15 protein-coding genes and 1 other annotated feature are annotated in these 17214 nt (G+C 45.4%); of the genes, 5 read left to right on the top strand and 10 right to left on the bottom strand.

The genetic code is table 11. The features are described 5' to 3' along the window. Positions 1-164: 164 nt before the first annotated feature. The 8 genes from QF06_RS13280 to QF06_RS13315 form a co-directional block, all read right to left on the bottom strand. The gene (locus QF06_RS13280; protein ID WP_041851109.1) at positions 165-926 is read right to left on the bottom strand and encodes an NAD-dependent epimerase/dehydratase family protein; all 762 of its coding nucleotides are present in this window, start codon (positions 924-926) and stop codon (positions 165-167) included. Positions 927-1002: 76 nt separating this feature from the next. Next, positions 1003-2190, bottom strand: a complete 1188-nt coding sequence (gene bioI / locus QF06_RS13285; protein WP_041851142.1) for a biotin biosynthesis cytochrome P450 — start codon at positions 2188-2190, stop codon at positions 1003-1005. Between the two features lie 68 nt (positions 2191-2258). Further along, positions 2259-3266, bottom strand: a complete 1008-nt coding sequence (gene bioB, locus QF06_RS13290) for a biotin synthase BioB (protein WP_004398967.1) — start codon at positions 3264-3266, stop codon at positions 2259-2261. Positions 3267-3268: 2 nt separating this feature from the next. After that, positions 3269-3964 carry a dethiobiotin synthase gene (gene bioD / locus QF06_RS13295; protein ID WP_041851110.1) on the bottom strand — a complete coding sequence of 232 codons (696 nt, stop codon included), beginning with the start codon at positions 3962-3964 and terminating at the stop codon, positions 3269-3271. Further along, complete coding sequence (gene bioF / locus QF06_RS13300; RefSeq protein ID WP_041851111.1) at positions 3961-5130, bottom strand: 8-amino-7-oxononanoate synthase; 1170 nt, start codon at positions 5128-5130, stop codon at positions 3961-3963. Before bioF ends, bioD begins: the two co-directional genes overlap by 4 nt. After that, positions 5120-6466: an adenosylmethionine--8-amino-7-oxononanoate transaminase gene (bioA, locus tag QF06_RS13305; protein ID WP_021480339.1), complete on the bottom strand. Its 1347-nt coding sequence runs from the start codon at positions 6464-6466 to the stop codon at positions 5120-5122. The genes bioF and bioA overlap by 11 nt, the downstream gene beginning before the upstream one ends. Next, positions 6456-7232 (bottom strand): 6-carboxyhexanoate--CoA ligase, encoded by a 777-nt coding sequence (bioW, locus tag QF06_RS13310; RefSeq protein ID WP_041851143.1) that lies wholly within the window; start codon positions 7230-7232, stop codon positions 6456-6458. The genes bioA and bioW overlap by 11 nt, the downstream gene beginning before the upstream one ends. Before the next feature lie 208 nt (positions 7233-7440). Beyond that, on the bottom strand, positions 7441-8340 hold the full coding sequence (locus QF06_RS13315) for a dienelactone hydrolase family protein (RefSeq protein ID WP_041851112.1): 900 nt from the start codon (positions 8338-8340) through the stop codon (positions 7441-7443). A gap of 217 nt (positions 8341-8557) precedes the next feature. On the opposite strand from QF06_RS13315, the gene QF06_RS13320 reads away from it, so the two are divergent. Genes QF06_RS13320 through melA form a run of 5 tightly spaced genes read left to right on the top strand, consistent with a single transcriptional unit; the run spans position 8558 to position 13955 of the window. Next, a complete protein-coding gene (locus QF06_RS13320; protein WP_041851113.1) occupies positions 8558-9592 on the top strand; it encodes a LacI family DNA-binding transcriptional regulator in 1035 nt (344 codons plus the stop codon). Positions 9593-9625: 33 nt separating this feature from the next. After that, positions 9626-10906: an ABC transporter substrate-binding protein gene (locus QF06_RS13325; protein WP_041851114.1), complete on the top strand. Its 1281-nt coding sequence runs from the start codon at positions 9626-9628 to the stop codon at positions 10904-10906. Beyond that, positions 10899-11810, top strand: a complete 912-nt coding sequence (locus tag QF06_RS13330) for a carbohydrate ABC transporter permease (RefSeq protein WP_015251409.1) — start codon at positions 10899-10901, stop codon at positions 11808-11810. Before QF06_RS13325 ends, QF06_RS13330 begins: the two co-directional genes overlap by 8 nt. Further along, on the top strand, positions 11807-12637 hold the full coding sequence (locus QF06_RS13335; RefSeq protein WP_014480612.1) for a carbohydrate ABC transporter permease: 831 nt from the start codon (positions 11807-11809) through the stop codon (positions 12635-12637). The genes QF06_RS13330 and QF06_RS13335 overlap by 4 nt, the downstream gene beginning before the upstream one ends. 19 nt (positions 12638-12656) lie before the next feature. Then, the gene (melA, locus tag QF06_RS13340; RefSeq protein WP_003246000.1) at positions 12657-13955 is read left to right on the top strand and encodes an alpha-galactosidase MelA; all 1299 of its coding nucleotides are present in this window, start codon (positions 12657-12659) and stop codon (positions 13953-13955) included. A 21-nt stretch (positions 13956-13976) separates the two neighbouring features. On the opposite strand, the gene QF06_RS13345 is transcribed toward melA, so the two are convergent. Then, on the bottom strand, positions 13977-14288 hold the full coding sequence (locus QF06_RS13345) for a rhodanese-like domain-containing protein (RefSeq protein ID WP_041851115.1): 312 nt from the start codon (positions 14286-14288) through the stop codon (positions 13977-13979). Between the two features lie 115 nt (positions 14289-14403). Beyond that, entirely contained in the window at positions 14404-16818 is a 2415-nt protein-coding gene (leuS, locus tag QF06_RS13350) for a leucine--tRNA ligase (protein ID WP_041851116.1), read from the bottom strand. 109 nt (positions 16819-16927) lie between these two features. Further along, positions 16928-17142, bottom strand: a binding site (T-box leader). Between the last annotated feature and the right edge of the window lie 72 nt (positions 17143-17214).

Genomic DNA, 17214 nt, shown 5'->3' on the forward strand with positions numbered 1-17214 from the left:
TATTTTTGAAAACCGAGCTCAGCATGTGACGATATCGTGTCTAAAATGTAGCAAATCTGTGATTGCCATGTCTATAATCATTTGAACAGAGTCCCCGGCCGGGCGGGGGCTTCCGCGAATTGAGACCGATAACAAAAGAAAAAGAGCATAATCTTAGAAAATGATTATGCTCCGTTCTCCTCCCCGTTCAGAAGTTCGGCCGTATTGATTTGTGGCGAAAACCCAAGTTCATTCACGGCAGATTCAATGGACCATGGCCGGCCCGGATTATCAGAGACGGCGTAATAAGTGCCGTACCGGATATTGGTCTCAATAGCGGCTTTAAAAATCGACAGCAGATCGGGGTGAGAAAGCAGTGTCTTTTTCGTCCGTTCTTTTTCATGCAGCGTATCCATTTCATCTGTCACGACTGTTCCGATTCGAAGGTTGATTACTGATAGCTTATTTTCCAAATAAAACAAATGGCCAATCTGTTCAGAGGTCAGCTTTAATACACCGTACAAGTTTTTTGACAGCGGATAATCGCTTGTTGTGATTTCCCGTCCTAAGAGCGAGCGCCCGTCTTTTTCGTATACATCTGTGACATGATTGCTGCTGGCGAACACGAGCTTTTGAATGCCGAGCTCCGCTGCCGCACGGCACAGATAATAGCTTGCCCTATAGAAAACATCCGTCATTTTTTCAAACTCAGCGATGTCCATAATATCGTATTTGATTTTAACAGCGAGTAAATTCAAGATGGCATCGATATCTTTTGGAATCTTCTTCAACAGCTCCTCATAATTTGCCGCGTCAGCCTGAATGGAAGAGGCTTTGCCATCGAAATGATCTTTATCAAGCACTGTCACTTCATAGTCTGAAATAAGCCCTTCAGCAAGCAGTCTCCCAATCACACCATTTCCGCCGGCGATCAGCACTTTTTTCACGATGTTCACTCCCCTTTTTTATAGATTGCCCATTTTCGGCGGGGCTGACACTTTTTTGGCACTCATATTCTTAGGCTTATTCAAAAGTCACCGGCAGCTCCTCAAGCGCCCGAAATCCAAAAAGCGGCCGATACCGCCATTCAAAATCCGCGAGCTTAAGGCTGGGCATCCGCTGCAGAAGAGTGTTAATCGCAATTTGCGCTTCTAATCGTGCCAGCGAGGACCCTAAACAAACATGATGGCCATGACCGAATGAAAGATGCTGATTAGGACTTCTCGTAATATCGAAGACATCGGGGTTCGTGAAAATGCTTGGGTCTCGATTAGCCGCTCCTAACAAAAGATAGACTTGTTCTCCTTGACGAATCGTCACCCCGCTGATGTCAATATCCTCTGACGCAACTCTGGCTGTCATTTGCGTGGGGCTTTCATAGCGTAAACATTCCTCAACTGCGGTACCAATAAGATCTGGATTTTCTCTCAGTTTCAAAAGCTGTTCTGGATGCTGCAGCAGACAAAGGACTGAATTGCTGATGAGATTAACCGTTGTCTCATGTCCGGCGATCGCCAGCAATATGCACGTAGATGCCGCCTCCTCTTCCGTCAGCTTATCATTTTCTTTCCCCTTCAAGAGCATGCTGATCATATCCTGTTGAGGGTGGCGTTTTCGCTTTTGAATCAGCTCTTTGAAATATGCCATAGCCTGCACAGCCATATGATTGCCCTCTGTTAATGCCTTTCTTGACCGGGTAAAATCAATCGTTTGAATGAGACTCGCAGCCCACTCCTTTAATTGCTCCCTATCTTCCTCCGGTACACCTACAATGTTAGCTATGACAAAGCTTGCTAAAGGAAAAGCAAAGTCCGAAATGACCTCCATCTTTTTTTCACCTTGCACTTGATCAAGCAAATGATGGACAGTTTCAATGATATACGGCTGATAACTCTCTGTCGCTCTCGGCGTAAACGCTCCGCTGGCAAGCGTCCGCAATCGTCTATGATCAGGCTGGTTCTGAAACAGCATCATTTGATTTTGCACATGTGAAAGGTCCTGATATTTGGTCGAGCTCTCAGGCAGCGGGGTGCGGACTTTGAATCTCGCATCTTTCAAAATAGTAGCCGTTTCTTCATATCCTGTGACATACCAGCCCGGGTATTTTAAGAAACTCCCTTTATAGATAGGATGAACAGCTCGCAATGTGTCGTAAAAAGAATATGGGTTTTTCAAAAACTCAGAAGATGCAGTTGACGATGCAATTGTCACGTGATTTTCTCCTTTCTGTTCAAAAATAAAAACAATCGACATCATACCGATTGCTTTTATTGATTCTTTCAGCTTTTCGCACTTAAACTAGCCTTCATTTCTTCGACTGATTCAACTTCAAAGCCTAAATCACTCAGCATTTTATGATCCTCCGTCTCCTCTTGCCCGGCAGTTGTTAAGTAGTCTCCGACAAAAATGGAGTTTGCGGCGTAAAGCCCTAATGGCTGCAATGTGCGGAGATTGACCTCTCTTCCTCCGGAAATGCGAATTTCTTTTGATGGATTGATAAAACGGAACAGCGCCAGCACTTTTAAACAATACAGCGGGTTTAATTCGTTGACGCCTTCTAACGGCGTGCCATCAATTGCATGCAAAAAATTCACCGGAATGGAATCCGCGTCAAGAGCCTTCAAGCTTTTGGCGATGTCAATGACATCCTGTTTCGTCTCCTTCATCCCGATAATGGCGCCTGAACACGGAGACAACCCCGATTCTTTTGCGATTTCAACCGTATTGACTCTGTCATCGTATGTATGTGAGGTCGTGATGTTTGAATGGTTCCTCTGTGACGTATTCAAATTATGATTATAGCGGTCTACTCCGGCATCTTTGAGCCGCTTCGCCTGCTCTGGCTTCAACAGTCCGAGACACGCACAAATCTTCAATCCATACGTCTCTTTAATTTCCTGAACCGCATCTACGACCTGATCCACTTCTCTGTTAGACGGCCCTCTGCCGCTTGCCACGATACAATATGTGCCGATATTCAGATCGTGCGCCCGCTTCGCGCCTTCAAGCAGCGTTTCCTTATTCACCATCCGATAAGACTCAATCGGCGCTTTCGAAATCGCAGACTGTGAACAATAGCCGCAGTTTTCCGGGCAGAGCCCGGATTTCGCATTCATAATCATATTGAGCTTTACTTTTTTTCCATAAAAGTGTTTTCTGATATGAAAAGCTCCATGCATTAATAGCAAAATATCTTCATCAGGACAATGTAATATTGAAAGCGCCTCTTCGTCAGTCACTTCTGCTCCAGCCAGCACCCGGTCTGCAAGTTCCATCCATTGATTCATTCTCATACCCCCACTTGATTCATCAGTAATGATAGATTGATATGGTCTTTTACCATATGTAGAACCGTTTCTTTCGTCACGTTGGCAAGCTTTGGCGTAACCCCTAAAATCGGAACACCGCATAAGCGCTCAATCATCTCAGGATTGGTTTTTTCATCTTCATCAGGAGAGTCACTGATTCCATTGATGATAATTCCGGCAATTGGAAGCCCCATGCTTTCTGCATATTTGACAGTTAAAAAGGTATGATTAATGGTTCCAAGGTGAGGACGTGCCACAATAATCATGGGAAGCTGCAACGCTTTTATGACATGACTGACCAAATAGTCCTCTCCCAATGGCACAGAAATACCGCCCGCACCTTCTACGATGAAGCATTCATGTTTTTCTCTAATCCGCCCCCAATGGCTTAAAACCTCTTCCATGGTGACAGTCTTTCCCTCAAGTTTCCCTGCAACGTATGGTGCAAGCGGCGCCTTGAAGGCAAAAGGCGTAATGTCTTCATGGGAGAGACTGGTCTGCGACATGTCTTTCAGCAGACTAGTATCACTATCTGGATGATGACGCGATATCCCGCTTAAAAATGGTTTATACACCCCGACATCTTTGTTATGTTCTCGCAATAAAGCGGCGATTCCGCTGGATATAACCGTTTTCCCCACTTCTGTATCTGTTCCTGTCACAAAAAAACCCCTCAAATGATGTGCAGCTCCTTTCCGATTGAATGAAATGTTTGCAGCAAATGATCAATATCACCCGTACTGTGATCCGACGTGATTGTGATTCGAATCCGGCTTTCACCTGGCGCAACGGTCGGCGGCCGAATGGCAGGAGCAAAAATTCCCTTGCCCTGCAGTTTTTCAGCAAATAGGACCGTTTTATGGGCATCGCCAATGACCACGGGAATAATCGGTGTGTGATCTCCTTTCACGACATAACCCATATTCTTCAGACTGGTTCTGATCATGCTGATATAAGAAAATAAAAGCTGTCGTTTTTCCCTGCTGGCTTCAATGATGTTGAAAGCCTCGTGAGCAGCCGCACAGCTGGCTGGCGGAATAGCGGTTTGAAAGATAAATGTTCTGGCATGGTTCAGCAAAAAGTCGATGAAGACCGCTGATCCTGCCGCAAAACCTCCTTCCGCGCCAACAGCCTTGCTTAAGGTGCCGATCACAATGTCAGGACAAACACCAAAGTATTCACTCGTTCCTCGTCCCGAATCACCCAAAACTCCTGTTGCATGGGCATCATCAACGACCACGAAGGCATGATAGCGTTGCGCAAGTGAGATGATCTGATCAAGAGGGGCGATTGTGCCATCCATGCTGAATACCCCGTCTGTTACGATAAAACGGCGCTGATAACGCTGTGTTTCATTCAGCTTGTTTTCAAGATCATTCATATCAATATGCCGATAAACAACTGTATCAGCCTTACAAAGTCGGCAGCCGTCGATAATACTTGCATGATTGAGCTGGTCACTTAAAATGACATCTTCCTTTTCTGGCAAGGATGAAAGGACACCGACATTGGCCAAGTAACCGCTCGAAAACAGCAGGGCCGCTTCTGTCCGCTTAAAGCTGGCAATCTTCTTTTCTAGCTTTTCATGCCAGACCGAATTGCCTGTCGTTAAACGTGAACCGCTGCTTCCTGTCCCAAATTGCTGCAATGCTGTTTGGGCTGCATCGATCAAACGTCTATCGCTTGCGAGCCCTAAATAATTGTTTGAGGACCAGACCGTTTGATTTTCGCTATCAATGTTCCTCTCTGGAACCGGTGCCCCATTCATTGACCGCAGGTTACGGTGTACGCCGGCTTCCTTTACTATGTCTAACCGCTCGTTTAACCAGGAATCAATCTTCAAGGCTCGTAACCTCGTGGATCGCTTGTTTCATAATGGCAACCATTTCCGAGAGCTCTTCAGCTGTGCTGGCAAGAGGAGGAAGAAATGCAATCACGTCCCCAAGCGGCCTTGTCAGCATTCCTAACTCTCTCATTTTTAAGGAAACTTTGTATCCAATCCGCCGATCAGCCGGGTAAGGTTCTTTGGTTTCCTTTGACCGGACAAGCTCTGCACCGCACATAAAGCCAAGCTGCCGAATATCCCCAACATGAGGAAGAGCGTGCAGATCTTGAAGAAGAAAATGGAGCTTTTTACTTTTTTCCGCTACTTGTTCCACAATGTTTTCAGATTCAAATAATGCCAGATTTTCAAGCGCAACCGCACAGCCAAGCTGATTGCCTGTATAGGAATGGCCATGGAAAAAGGTTTTTAGGTTTTCATAATCATCATAAAATGCCTTATAGATGTCTTCAGTGGCAAACGTAACGGCAATTGGCAAATAGCCTCCTGTAATGCCTTTACCGGCAGCCATCAGATCAGGCTGGACATTCTCGTGCTCGCACGCAAACATTTTTCCTGTACGGCCAAAGCCTGTAGCGACTTCATCAACGATCATTAAGACATCGTATGTTGTACATAGCTCGCGCACCCCTGCCAAATATCCTTCCGGCATCACGATCATACCGGACGCGCCTTGTACTATTGATTCAATGGAAAGCGCGGCAATTCCCTCGTGATGTTCCTTAAGCAGCTGTTCAAGCTCTCGGAGGCACTGATCACGGCACTCATCAGGATCACCGCTTTCAGAGCGATACACATAAGGAATCGGAGCCTTGTAACTCTCGAACATCAACGGGCCGTATACGTGGTGAAAAAGCTCAATTGAACCGACACTGACGGCGCCAATCGTATCACCGTGATACCCGTTTTTCATTGCGATGAATTTTTGTTTCTCGGGCTTCCCGATGTTCTTCCAATACTGAAACGCCATTTTTAGGGCTATTTCCATCGCTTCTGCGCCGCTGTCTGAATAAAAGACCCGCGTGAGCTTTTTTGGGCTAATATCGATTAATGTCTCGGCAAGCTGGGTTGCTGGAACATTGGTCATGCCCAATAACGTGGAGTGCGCAATTTTTCCGAGCTGTTTTTTTATGGCGTCATCTAGTTCTTTTTTGCGGTGTCCGTGGACATTAAGCCAAACTGATGAAAAACCGTCATAGTATTCCTTGCCATTTATGTCTTTGACTTTGATTCCAGTCCCGCTTTCGATGATTAAGGGGTTTTCATCATAATCTTTCATTTGGGTAAATGGCAGCCAGAGGTGCTTTTTACTTTTTTCTATCAAATCATGAGTCATGGTCTTCCTCCCACTCGATTAAAATAGGCTGCTTCTCCAGATCATGTATGTACGTGTTTACATCATTGGATCCATCAATAAAAAAGACTCGGCAGCCCTCTTCAGTCCCGTATTCTTTCATTGCTGTAATACGCTGATAGCCCATTTTCTTACCCGCAACATAGCCTGTTATGTAATCCGGATCGTCCGACCAGCATAATTCTGCAACGGCTGCCGGGTGCCAGCTTACCTTTGAAGCGAGCGCAAGGGCCTCTTTTATTCTTGAATGAGCTGGCACGTGACTGTGAAGCGCCCATTTTTCAAAATTAGCGTCCGGCCAATCCATTCTGGAGACCCGCACCCCTTTTTCTTTTGTTTGATCCATTCGCTTGCCTGTATGAATATCAAACAACACCGCACCCCTGACATCTGACCATTCAGGGATTTGTTCATATGCTTTTTCAATCACGTCTCGTGAAACGCCTTCTTTTTCCAATAACAATCGGGCAAGCTTTTGTCCTTCTTCCGGGCAGCTCACTTCATTCGTATACACAAGCAATGGCTGAATGGTTTTTATCGATTCATGTACCTCTTCAAATTGAATTTGCATAAAATCAGGTTTTCCTCTTGAATGGGATAACCCTTTTTCTAATAAAGCATTGACTGTATGCTTCATCTCATGGAAAGGAATAAGCCGTTCTCCGCCGGATATATGCTTTCCGCCGTCTTCATGAGATCCATTCATAGAAGCCCTCATTCTGACACTATAAAAAGTTTCTTCTTGCATCATTTCTCGCCCTTTCACTGAAACTGAAGAACGTGTAGTGCTTCTCACCTCAATTGTTAACCAATTATATTTAAAGGTTAACAATTAGAATATATTATTCTCTCCTGTTTCTGTCAATAGAAGAAAGGATCGATTTATGGCAGTTGGTTAAAAGGAAACAAAAAGACCGTTTTCACACAAAACGGTCTTTTTCGATTTCTTTTTACAGTCACAGCCACTTTTGCAAAAACCGGACAGCTTCATGCCTCATAACTGCTGTTTCGAAATGTCCCGAAGCAGAACGGACCACTCGGTAGCAATCAGAAGCTCCCTGTCCAGCATAGACAGCTGTCAATTCTTTTTCGATTTTGTCCACGCCCTCGGCCGGCGTTAACCGATCGTGTACACCAACAAGACTAAGGTGCGGGCGCGGCGCGATCAGGCCTTGGATCTCCGATGCGGAAAAATGCTTTGCAAGCGATGGGACGTAATAATAAAAGCCGTGCCTATCAAGATTCTGTGTTTTGATCAGCACGTGATGATCCACCTGGCTGCACAAATCCACACACACCTTAATCCGGTCATCGAGCGCCGCTGTCCACCACGCCATCAAACCTCCCATAGACATGCCGATGGTTCCGATCCTGTCAGGCTGAACATCAGAGCGTGACTGCATATAGTCCAACGCACTTAAACTGTCATAAATCATCATCCCCCACATCACTTTTCCGGTGAGAAGCATTTCTTTAAATATCTCGCTTTCCGCTTTTCCCCGCCGATCTCCAAATCCCCAATGATCAATCGCAAGAACGCCGTATCCGAGTGAAGTAAGCTCATCAGAAAAAGAAGGCGTTTTCAAATAATCCGCTCCCTCAATCAGCTCACTTTTTCCCCTATCATACTGGCCCCCATGCGAATGCTGAAACAATACGGCTGGGCACGGTCCTTCTGTTTTCTTCGGCTTCACAAAATAAGCGGGCACCTTTTCATGTCCATTTAAATCGAGCAGGAGCGTTTCAACAATATTTTCTTCTCTTTCTTCAATACGTAATGTCTCAACACTGATTGGCCTCCGATCAGGCAAATCACCAAGCAAACGAAACAGTTGCTTTCTTCTTTCGACTCTCATCCCATCACCCTTCCTTTTTCGCTTACTTCACATTTACGAGACAGATCTGGGTTCCCCTTTATTTTTCCAACATAAATCACATCATTTACTAAATATTTAGTAAATATAACGAAATATTCCGAAAACAATTATTGTAACCGCTTACTTTTATATGATAGTATCAATTTATCAAAAACAGATGAGTTAATATTTTACTAAATAGATGAGAGGGATACCCATGGTTCGTATTAAAGATATCGCCTTGAAAGCTAAAGTTTCCAGCGCAACTGTGTCCAGAATTTTAAATGAAGATGAGTCGCTTTCTGTTGCGGGCGAAACGAGACAAAGAGTCATCAACATCGCTGAAGAGCTTGGTTATCAAACCGTTGCCAAACGCCGAAAATCCCGCGGGCAAAAACAGCGGGCTCAGCCGCTGATCGGTGTGTTGAGCTGTCTGTCCCCTGATCAGGAAAGGCAGGACCCTTATTTTTCTTCCATTCGGAAAGGGATTGAAAAGGAATGCTTTGAACAGGAAATTTTCATTACAAATTCGATTCATCTCGGCTCCTTTCAGGAACATATCTTTCGGGAATTGGATGGTGTCATTGTCATCGGCCGTGTTCATGATGAAGCGGTTAAGCATATCAGCGGGAGGCTGGAGCATGCCGTATTTATCAATCATTCACCAGATCCGCAAGCATACGATTCGATTGGAATCGATTTTGAATCGGCTTCACGCCAGGCGATTGATCACCTTCTCGACTTAGGCTACAAACGGTTAGGCTACATTGGCGGACAAGAAAAAGAGCATACGCTGAAGGACGGCCAAAGCATTCGCAGAACGATTGAAGATAAACGCCTGACCGCTTTTTTGGAGTCAGCCGCCCCCCAGCCTGAGCATGTGCTGATCGGAGAATACAGCATGCGTGAGGGCTATCGCCTGATGAAGAAAGCAATCGATCAAGGCCATCTGCCGGAAGCATTCTTTATTGCCAGCGATTCTATGGCGATCGGCGCATTAAAAGCGCTTCAGGAAGCCGGACTGCAAGTGCCGCGGGATACCGCAATCGTCAGCTTTAACGGCATTGAGGAAGCTGAATTTGCCAGCACGCCTTTAACGACGGTGAAGGTATACACAGAGGAAATGGGCCGGACAGGCGTAAAACTGCTGCTTGACCGTCTCAATGGCCGAACGCTTCCTCACCATGTCACCCTGCCTACAACATTAATCGTAAGACAAAGCTGTGGATGTACAGCAAAGGAGGTGACATAAGCAAAGATTCATCACGATGATAAGGAGGAAAAGATGAAACACACTTTTGTTTTATTTCTCTCTCTTATTCTGCTTGTTCTGCCCGGGTGTTCAGCAGAGAAAAGCTCAGCAGATACCGCAAAAAAGACGTTAACCATTTATTCTACAATGTCAACCGACAGTGAAAGAGATACGTTCAGAAAACTAGCGGCAGCATTCGAAAAGGAACACAGTGACATTCATGTCAGCCTTCATTTCCCAGGCAATGACTATGAAAATATGATGCGTGTCAGAATGGCGGCCAATGATTTGCCAGATCTATTCGATACACATGGCTGGGGGAAAATCAGGTACGGTGAATATACAGCGGATCTCCGGGATATGGAATGGACTCAAGATCTTGATCCCAATTTAAACAGCATCCTCAAAAATAAAAGCGGAAAGGTGTATGCCTATCCGATCAATCAGGCAAAAGACGGTCTGGCGTATAACCGCAATATTTTAGACCGTTACGGCATTGCTCCGCCGGAAACCATGGATGACTTTATCAAAGCACTGAGAACGATTAAAGAAAAAAGCAAGGGAAGCATTGTTCCCTTCTGGTTTGCCGGCTATGACAAAAGCTCATTTGCACAATATTACGACCAATTCGCTACACCTCTTCTCATCACAGACCCTGCCCATAATGAAAAAAAACAGCTCATCAACGGCACTTTTCAATGGAGTAAATTCACTTATTTATCAGAAATCCTCAAACAAATGCAGAAAGAAAAATTGATTAACATCGACGCCGTCACGGCAAAAAAATCACAGCTCATTGAATTAATGGCCCAAAACAAAATCGCCTTTACAATGCAAGGCGGCACCCTCGGCCAAGACGTTGCCCAGATCAATCCGAACGTCAAGGTCGGCATTATCCCGACACCCGCCATACATCCCGGTGATAACCCGATATGGATCGGCGGTGAACGCTACACCCTTGCAGCATGGAAAGATTCGCCTCAATTAAAAGAGGCAAAAGAATTTATCGCATTTATGGCCCGCCCGGCCAATGCCAAACAAATGGCTGAAGCCACATCGCTTCCTTCAGGGCTGACCAATGTGAAAGCTAATATTTTCTACGCAAACGATTATGAGCATTATCAAGATGTCAAAGTCGAGCCTTACTTCGACCGTTTATACTTGCCAAACGGAATGTGGGATGTCTTGGGCACGGTTGGGCAGGAGCTGGCGGCTGACATTATGGCGCCTCAAGAAATTTCGCAGAAACTGGGAAGAGAATATAAACGACTCAGGGAGCAATCGGAAACACAGGGAGCTGAAAACAATGAGTGAGATCGCAAGGGACGTTCATGTGAAACAGGTTAAGCCAAAAAAGCAGTCCTCACTTTGGTGGATGTACATTCCTGCTTTGCTCTCCGTTCTGGTCTTTATGATTTATCCGTTTGTGAAAGGCACATTGATTACCTTTACAAACTGGAACGGCTTTTCACAAGTTTACCAATGGGTTGGATTCGCGCAATATGAAAGGCTGTTTTCTGATCCTGACACTTGGCATATCTTAAAAAACACTCTGCTTTACGGGCTTGGGAGCACCTTTTTTCAAAATGTGGTCGGGCTTCTGTACGCTCTGCTCTTAAATCAAAGCATTAAAACGAAAGCGGTAACAAGAACAATTGTGTATTTGCCGGTGATGATCAGCCCGCTCATTATGGGCTACATTTGGTACTTTTTCTTCTCCTATGACGGAGGCGCGCTCAACGATTTGCTCGGGGTCTTCGGCATCAGCCCTATTAATGCGCTCGCCAGTCCCTCGCTCAATCCATGGATCATTGTCATGATTAACACCTATCAATATGTCGGGATCGCTATGGTTGTCTACTTAGCCGGTCTGCAAAGCATTCCGAAAGACTACTATGAAGCGGCGCAAATGGATGGCGCGAAACAAGGCCAGCAGTTTTTTACCATCACGCTGCCGCTGTTAATGCCCTCCATTACCATTAATATGGTCATCAACATTATCGGAGGCTTAAAGCTGTTTGACGTCATCATTGCACTCACCGCTGGCGGCCCCGGAAATGCGTCACAATCCATGTCCACATTTATGTATGATTTGTATTTCAAACGGCAGGATGCCGGCTATGCCGCAACGCAAGGCATATTTATGGCATTTGTCATTTTGATCATCAGCTTTTGCGCGCTTGCGTACTTTAAAAGAAAGGAGACGGAAATGTCATGAGAGCCGCCCGTACAAAAAGCATGCGGATCATTACGCTTCTTGCAGCCATTGTGGCCTGTGCGCATTTTATTCCTTTTTATATCCTGCTGACCACTTCATTGAAAGCAAAAGGAGACTACAGTTCGAAATGGATATTTCCAGCCGACATCTCCTTTCATAATTTTTCAGAGGCGTGGGAGCGCGCTTCGCTAGGAAACTCTTTTATAAACACCATGATCATCACAGGTTTTTCTGCCTTGTTATTAATTATATTCGGCTCACTTGCCGCCTACCCGCTTGCCCGGCGGGAAACGAAACTGAATAAAGCCGTTTTTGCCTTGCTGATTTCCATTATGATCATCCCTCCGTTAACGTCCATGGTTCCTTTGTACCGAATGGTCGTGGACGCCGGAATGGTCAATACACACGCAATCGCCATTTTCATCAATACAGCGGCTTACATGCCTTTAACCGTATTCTTATATTCAGGCTTTATCCGATCGACCATTCCAAAAGAGCTTGAAGAAGCCGCAAGAATTGACGGCGCAGGCATGCTGAAAATCTTTTTTACGATTGTGTTTCCTCTGCTGAAGCCGATCACTGCGACCATCTGTATTATTTCTTGTGTCTTTATTTGGAACGACTATCAATTTGCCATTTTCTTTTTACAAGATCAAAAGGTTCAGACATTAACAGTAGCCATGGCAGGTTTTTTCGGAGAAAACGCAAACAACCTTCATTTAGTTGCCGCAGCGGCACTTATGGCAATGCTGCCGATGGTTGTTCTGTTTTTGGCGCTGCAAAAATACTTTATTGCCGGCCTGTCTTCCGGAGCGGTAAAGGGTTAACATTAAAGGAGGAAGCAATATGAAAAAGATTACATTTATCGGTGCAGGGAGCACGATTTTCGCCAAAAATGTTTTGGGAGACTGCCTGTTAACAGAGGCACTGAATGGATTTGAGTTCGCTCTTTACGACATTGATCCCAAACGCCTGCAGGAATCCCAGCTCATGCTCGAAAATCTAAGAGACCGTTATAACCCAAGTGTGGCCATCAACAGCTATGATGACAGAAAACTCGCCTTGCAAAACGCAGGCTATGTCATCAATGCGATTCAGGTTGGAGGATACAAACCGAGCACAGTCATCGATTTCGAGATTCCTAAACGGTATGGGCTGCGCCAGACGATCGCCGATACAGTCGGCATCGGCGGGATATTCAGATCTCTCAGAACAATCCCGGTCTTATTTGATATCGCAAAAGATATGGAGGAAATGTGCCCTGACGCATGGTTCTTAAACTATACAAATCCAATGGCCACTCTTACAGGCGCCATGCTCCGCTATACCAATATCAAAACAATCGGGCTCTGCCACAGTGTTCAAGTGTGCACGAAGGATTTATTTAAAGCTCTCGGAATGGAGCATGACGGAATTGAGGAACGCATCGCAGGAATCAATCATATGGCTTGGCTTTTGGAAGTCAAAAAAGACGGCACAGATTTATATCCAGAAATCAAAAGGAGAGCGAAAGAAAAACAAAAAACAAAGCATCATGATATGGTGCGGTTTGAATTAATGGATAAGTTCGGCTATTATGTCACGGAATCGTCCGAACATAACGCAGAGTATCACCCATACTTTATTAAACGGAATTACCCTGAATTGATCAGCGAGCTGCAAATCCCGCTCGACGAATATCCGAGAAGGTGCGTCAAGCAGATTGAAAATTGGGAGAAAATGCGGGATGACATCGTCAACAATAAAAACCTTACGCACGAACGCTCAAAGGAATATGGTTCAAGAATTATAGAAGCAATGGAAACAAACGAACCATTCACCTTCGGAGGAAACGTCTTGAATACAGGGCTGATCACCAACCTTCCTTCAAAAGCGGTTGTGGAAGTGACATGCGTCGCCGACAGAAAAAAAATTACACCGTGCTTCGCCGGAGAACTGCCTGAGCAGCTTGCCGCCTTAAACCGCACGAATATTAATACACAGCTGATGACAATCGAAGCGGCTGTCACACGGAAAAAAGAAGCGGTTTACCAAGCTGCAATGCTTGATCCGCATACAAGTGCGGAGCTTTCCATGAAGGACATCATCTCCATGTGTGACGATTTATTTGCAGCACACGGCGATTGGCTTCCGGAATACAAATAAAAACTAGGGGACCGCTCTCCCCTAGTTTTTTGGTTTTGTTTCGCCTTCCCATGCCATCATGCCGCCTTCAACATTGACTGTTTTAAAGCCTTGCTCATCCAGGTACTTGCAGACGTTCATGCTGCGCATTCCTGAGCGGCAGATAAATACGTACTCTTTGTCTTTATCAAGGCTTTCCATTTTTTCAGGAATATCCCCCATGCGAATATGAACGGCTTGCGGGATCATGCCTTCCGCTACCTCTTCATCTTCTCTGACATCAATTAAATATAATTCTTCGTCCGCCTCAATTTTTTCTTTCAAAGCGGCTGTGCTGATTTCTTTTATTTCCAAAGAAAACACTCCTATTCACAGTGATCATGTTCAGTATATCAAAGTCAGCTGAACGATTGCTATTCTGAGACTGATGAAAAAAATCCCCTTTTGGCAAAGGGGATTTTTTCTAGGCTTAGTTTGCCACAATATTGACAAGCTTGCCAGGCACCGCGATGATTTTCCGAATCGTTTTGCCTTCAAGCTGCTCTTTGACCTTTTCATCTGCTTGAGCAAGCTGTTCCAGCTGTTCTTTCGTTGCATCGGCAGGAACCTGTAATTTCGCTTTTACTTTTCCGTTTAGCTGAATAACGATTTCAACTTCATCATCCACAAGTTTTGTTTCATCATATACAGGCCAAGCTTCGTAGGCAATTGTGCCGGAATGGCCAAGCTTCTCCCAAAGCTCTTCCGCTAAGTGTGGCGCGATAGGAGAAAGAAGCTTCACGAAGCCTTCCATATATTCTTTCGGCAGTTCTGTTGCTTTATAAGCTTCATTAATAAAGACCATCAGCTGGGAAATACCTGTGTTGAAACGAAGGCCTTCATAATGGTCTGTGACTTTCATAACCGTTTCATGATAGACGCGCTCCAATGTTTCACCAGCGCCTTCAACGATTTTGCCACTAAGCTCACCGTTTTCTTCAACAAATAGGCGCCATACACGGTCAAGGAAACGACGCGCACCGTCTAATCCTGATTCAGACCAGGCGATTGAAGCATCAAGAGGTCCCATGAACATTTCGTACAATCTCAGCGTATCAGCACCGTGAGAGGACACGATTTCGTCAGGGTTGACAACGTTCCCTTTAGATTTACTCATTTTTTCGTTATTTTCGCCGAGAATCATTCCTTGGTTGTACAGCTTTTGGAACGGTTCTTTCGTCGGCACTACGCCGATATCATAAAGGAACTTATGCCAGAAGCGCGCATACAGAAGGTGAAGCACGGCATGTTCTGCACCGCCGATATACATATCGACCGGAAGCCATTTTTCCAATTTTTCTGGTGATGCCAGCTGATCCGGATTGTGCGGATCAATATAGCGCAAGAAATACCAGCAGCTTCCCGCCCATTGCGGCATTGTATTCGTTTCTCTTCTTCCTTTTTTCCCTGTCTCAGGGTCTGTGACTTCCACCCACTCTTTAATGTTCGCAAGCGGTGATTCGCCCGTTCCGCTCGGTTTGATTTCATCCGTTTTCGGCAAAATCAGCGGCAGCTCCTCTTCAGGGACAGCTGTTGACGTTCCGTCTTCCCAATGAATGACCGGAATCGGCTCGCCCCAATAACGCTGGCGGCTGAAGAGCCAGTCACGAAGACGGTACGTCACTTTCTTCTCACCGTTTTTCGTTTCTTCCAGCCAAGCGATCACTTTCTCAATCGCTTCCTGTTTGTGAAGGCCGTTCAGGAAATCAGAGTTCACGTGCTCGCCGTCGCCAGTATAAGCTGCTTCCTCAACGTTCCCGCCTTTTACGACTTCCTTCACCGGAAGGCCAAATGTTTTGGCGAATTCAAAATCACGCTCGTCGTGGCCTGGAACTGCCATGACAGCACCTGTTCCGTATGATGCAAGAACATAATCCGCAATCCAAATCGGCAGTTTTTCTCCGTTTACAGGATTGATCGCATACGCTCCTGTGAATACGCCTGTCTTTGTTTTCGCAAGATCTGTGCGTTCAAGGTCACTCTTTGATTGAATTTCTTTGATATAAGCTTCAACAGCTTCTTTTTGCTCAGCCGTTGTGATGTTTTCCACCAATACGTGTTCCGGGGCAAGGACAGTGTATGTAGCGCCAAACAGCGTATCTGGTCTTGTTGTAAACACCGTAAAGGAATCATCATGTCCATCTATAGCAAAATGAACGTGAGCGCCTTCCGAACGGCCGATCCAGTTGCGCTGCATATCTTTAATGCTTTCCGGCCAATCAAGCTCTTCCAAATCCTCAAGGAGCCTGTCCGCATAAGCGGTGATTTTCAGCATCCACTGCTTCATTGGGCGTCTCTCTACCGGATGGCCGCCGCGTTCGCTCTTGCCGTCAATGACTTCTTCGTTGGCAAGAACAGTACCGAGCGCAGGGCACCAGTTTACAGGCACTTCGTCAACGTAAGCAAGGCCTTTTTCGTATAGCTTTAAGAAAATCCATTGCGTCCATTTATAGTATTCAGGGTCAGTCGTATTGATTTCGCGATCCCAGTCATATGAGAAGCCAAGCGCTTGAATTTGGCGGCGGAAGTTATCAATATTCTGCTTCGTAAACACAGCAGGATCGTTCCCTGTGTCAAGGGCGTATTGTTCAGCTGGCAGGCCGAATGCGTCCCAGCCCATTGGATGAAGGACATCATAGCCCTGCATGCGCTTCATGCGGGACAGAATATCCGTAGCTGTGTATCCTTCAGGATGGCCGACGTGCAACCCAGCTCCAGACGGATAAGGAAACATGTCCAGCGCGTAAAATTTTTGTTTTTCATTATTATCAAGAGTGGCAAATGTTTTGTTTTCAAGCCAATATGTTTGCCATTTCTTTTCTATCTCTTTGTGCTGAAAACTCAAAGTAAAAACCTCCTTCTGATTGAATACGGCGTGTATGGTTCAAGTATTGACGGGAAGGAGAGGATTATATTCAGAATATTCCCAAACTAAAAAAAACTCCCTCATCCCAAAAAGGGACGAGAGACTTTCGTTTTCCCGCGGTACCACCCTCGTTAGCGCGGCATACGCCGCACTCACTTGATACTTTTAACGCAGTTATGCGTCAGCGGCTTTTCACCGCTGCAACTCTGAGGTGAGTTCGGAAACAAACTTGATTGACTTTCACCAGCCGTCAACTCTCTGCAACAATATCTGTTTCTTACTGCTCCTCTTCATTGTTCTTATCGCAACCGTAATCTAACTGTATTTTATAGAATTCTGTTCATAAGTGCAAGCAGGTTTGTATACAATGGGAAT

The organism is Bacillus sp. YP1 (genome assembly GCF_000877815.1).
Classification (GTDB): Bacteria; Bacillota; Bacilli; order Bacillales; family Bacillaceae; genus Bacillus; species Bacillus subtilis.

Coding starts and splice junctions, on each gene's coding strand:
- bioB (WP_004398967.1), bottom strand. CDS start 3,266: ATGAATCAATGGATGGAACTTGCAGACCGGGTGCTGGCTGGAGCAGAA.
- bioA (WP_021480339.1), bottom strand. CDS start 6,466: ATGACTCATGATTTGATAGAAAAAAGTAAAAAGCACCTCTGGCTGCCA.
- bioW (WP_041851143.1), bottom strand. CDS start 7,232: ATGCAAGAAGAAACTTTTTATAGTGTCAGAATGAGGGCTTCTATGAAT.
- QF06_RS13315 (WP_041851112.1), bottom strand. CDS start 8,340: ATGAGAGTCGAAAGAAGAAAGCAACTGTTTCGTTTGCTTGGTGATTTG.
- QF06_RS13320 (WP_041851113.1), top strand. CDS start 8,558: ATGGTTCGTATTAAAGATATCGCCTTGAAAGCTAAAGTTTCCAGCGCA.
- QF06_RS13325 (WP_041851114.1), top strand. CDS start 9,626: ATGAAACACACTTTTGTTTTATTTCTCTCTCTTATTCTGCTTGTTCTG.
- QF06_RS13330 (WP_015251409.1), top strand. CDS start 10,899: ATGAGTGAGATCGCAAGGGACGTTCATGTGAAACAGGTTAAGCCAAAA.
- QF06_RS13335 (WP_014480612.1), top strand. CDS start 11,807: ATGAGAGCCGCCCGTACAAAAAGCATGCGGATCATTACGCTTCTTGCA.
- melA (WP_003246000.1), top strand. CDS start 12,657: ATGAAAAAGATTACATTTATCGGTGCAGGGAGCACGATTTTCGCCAAA.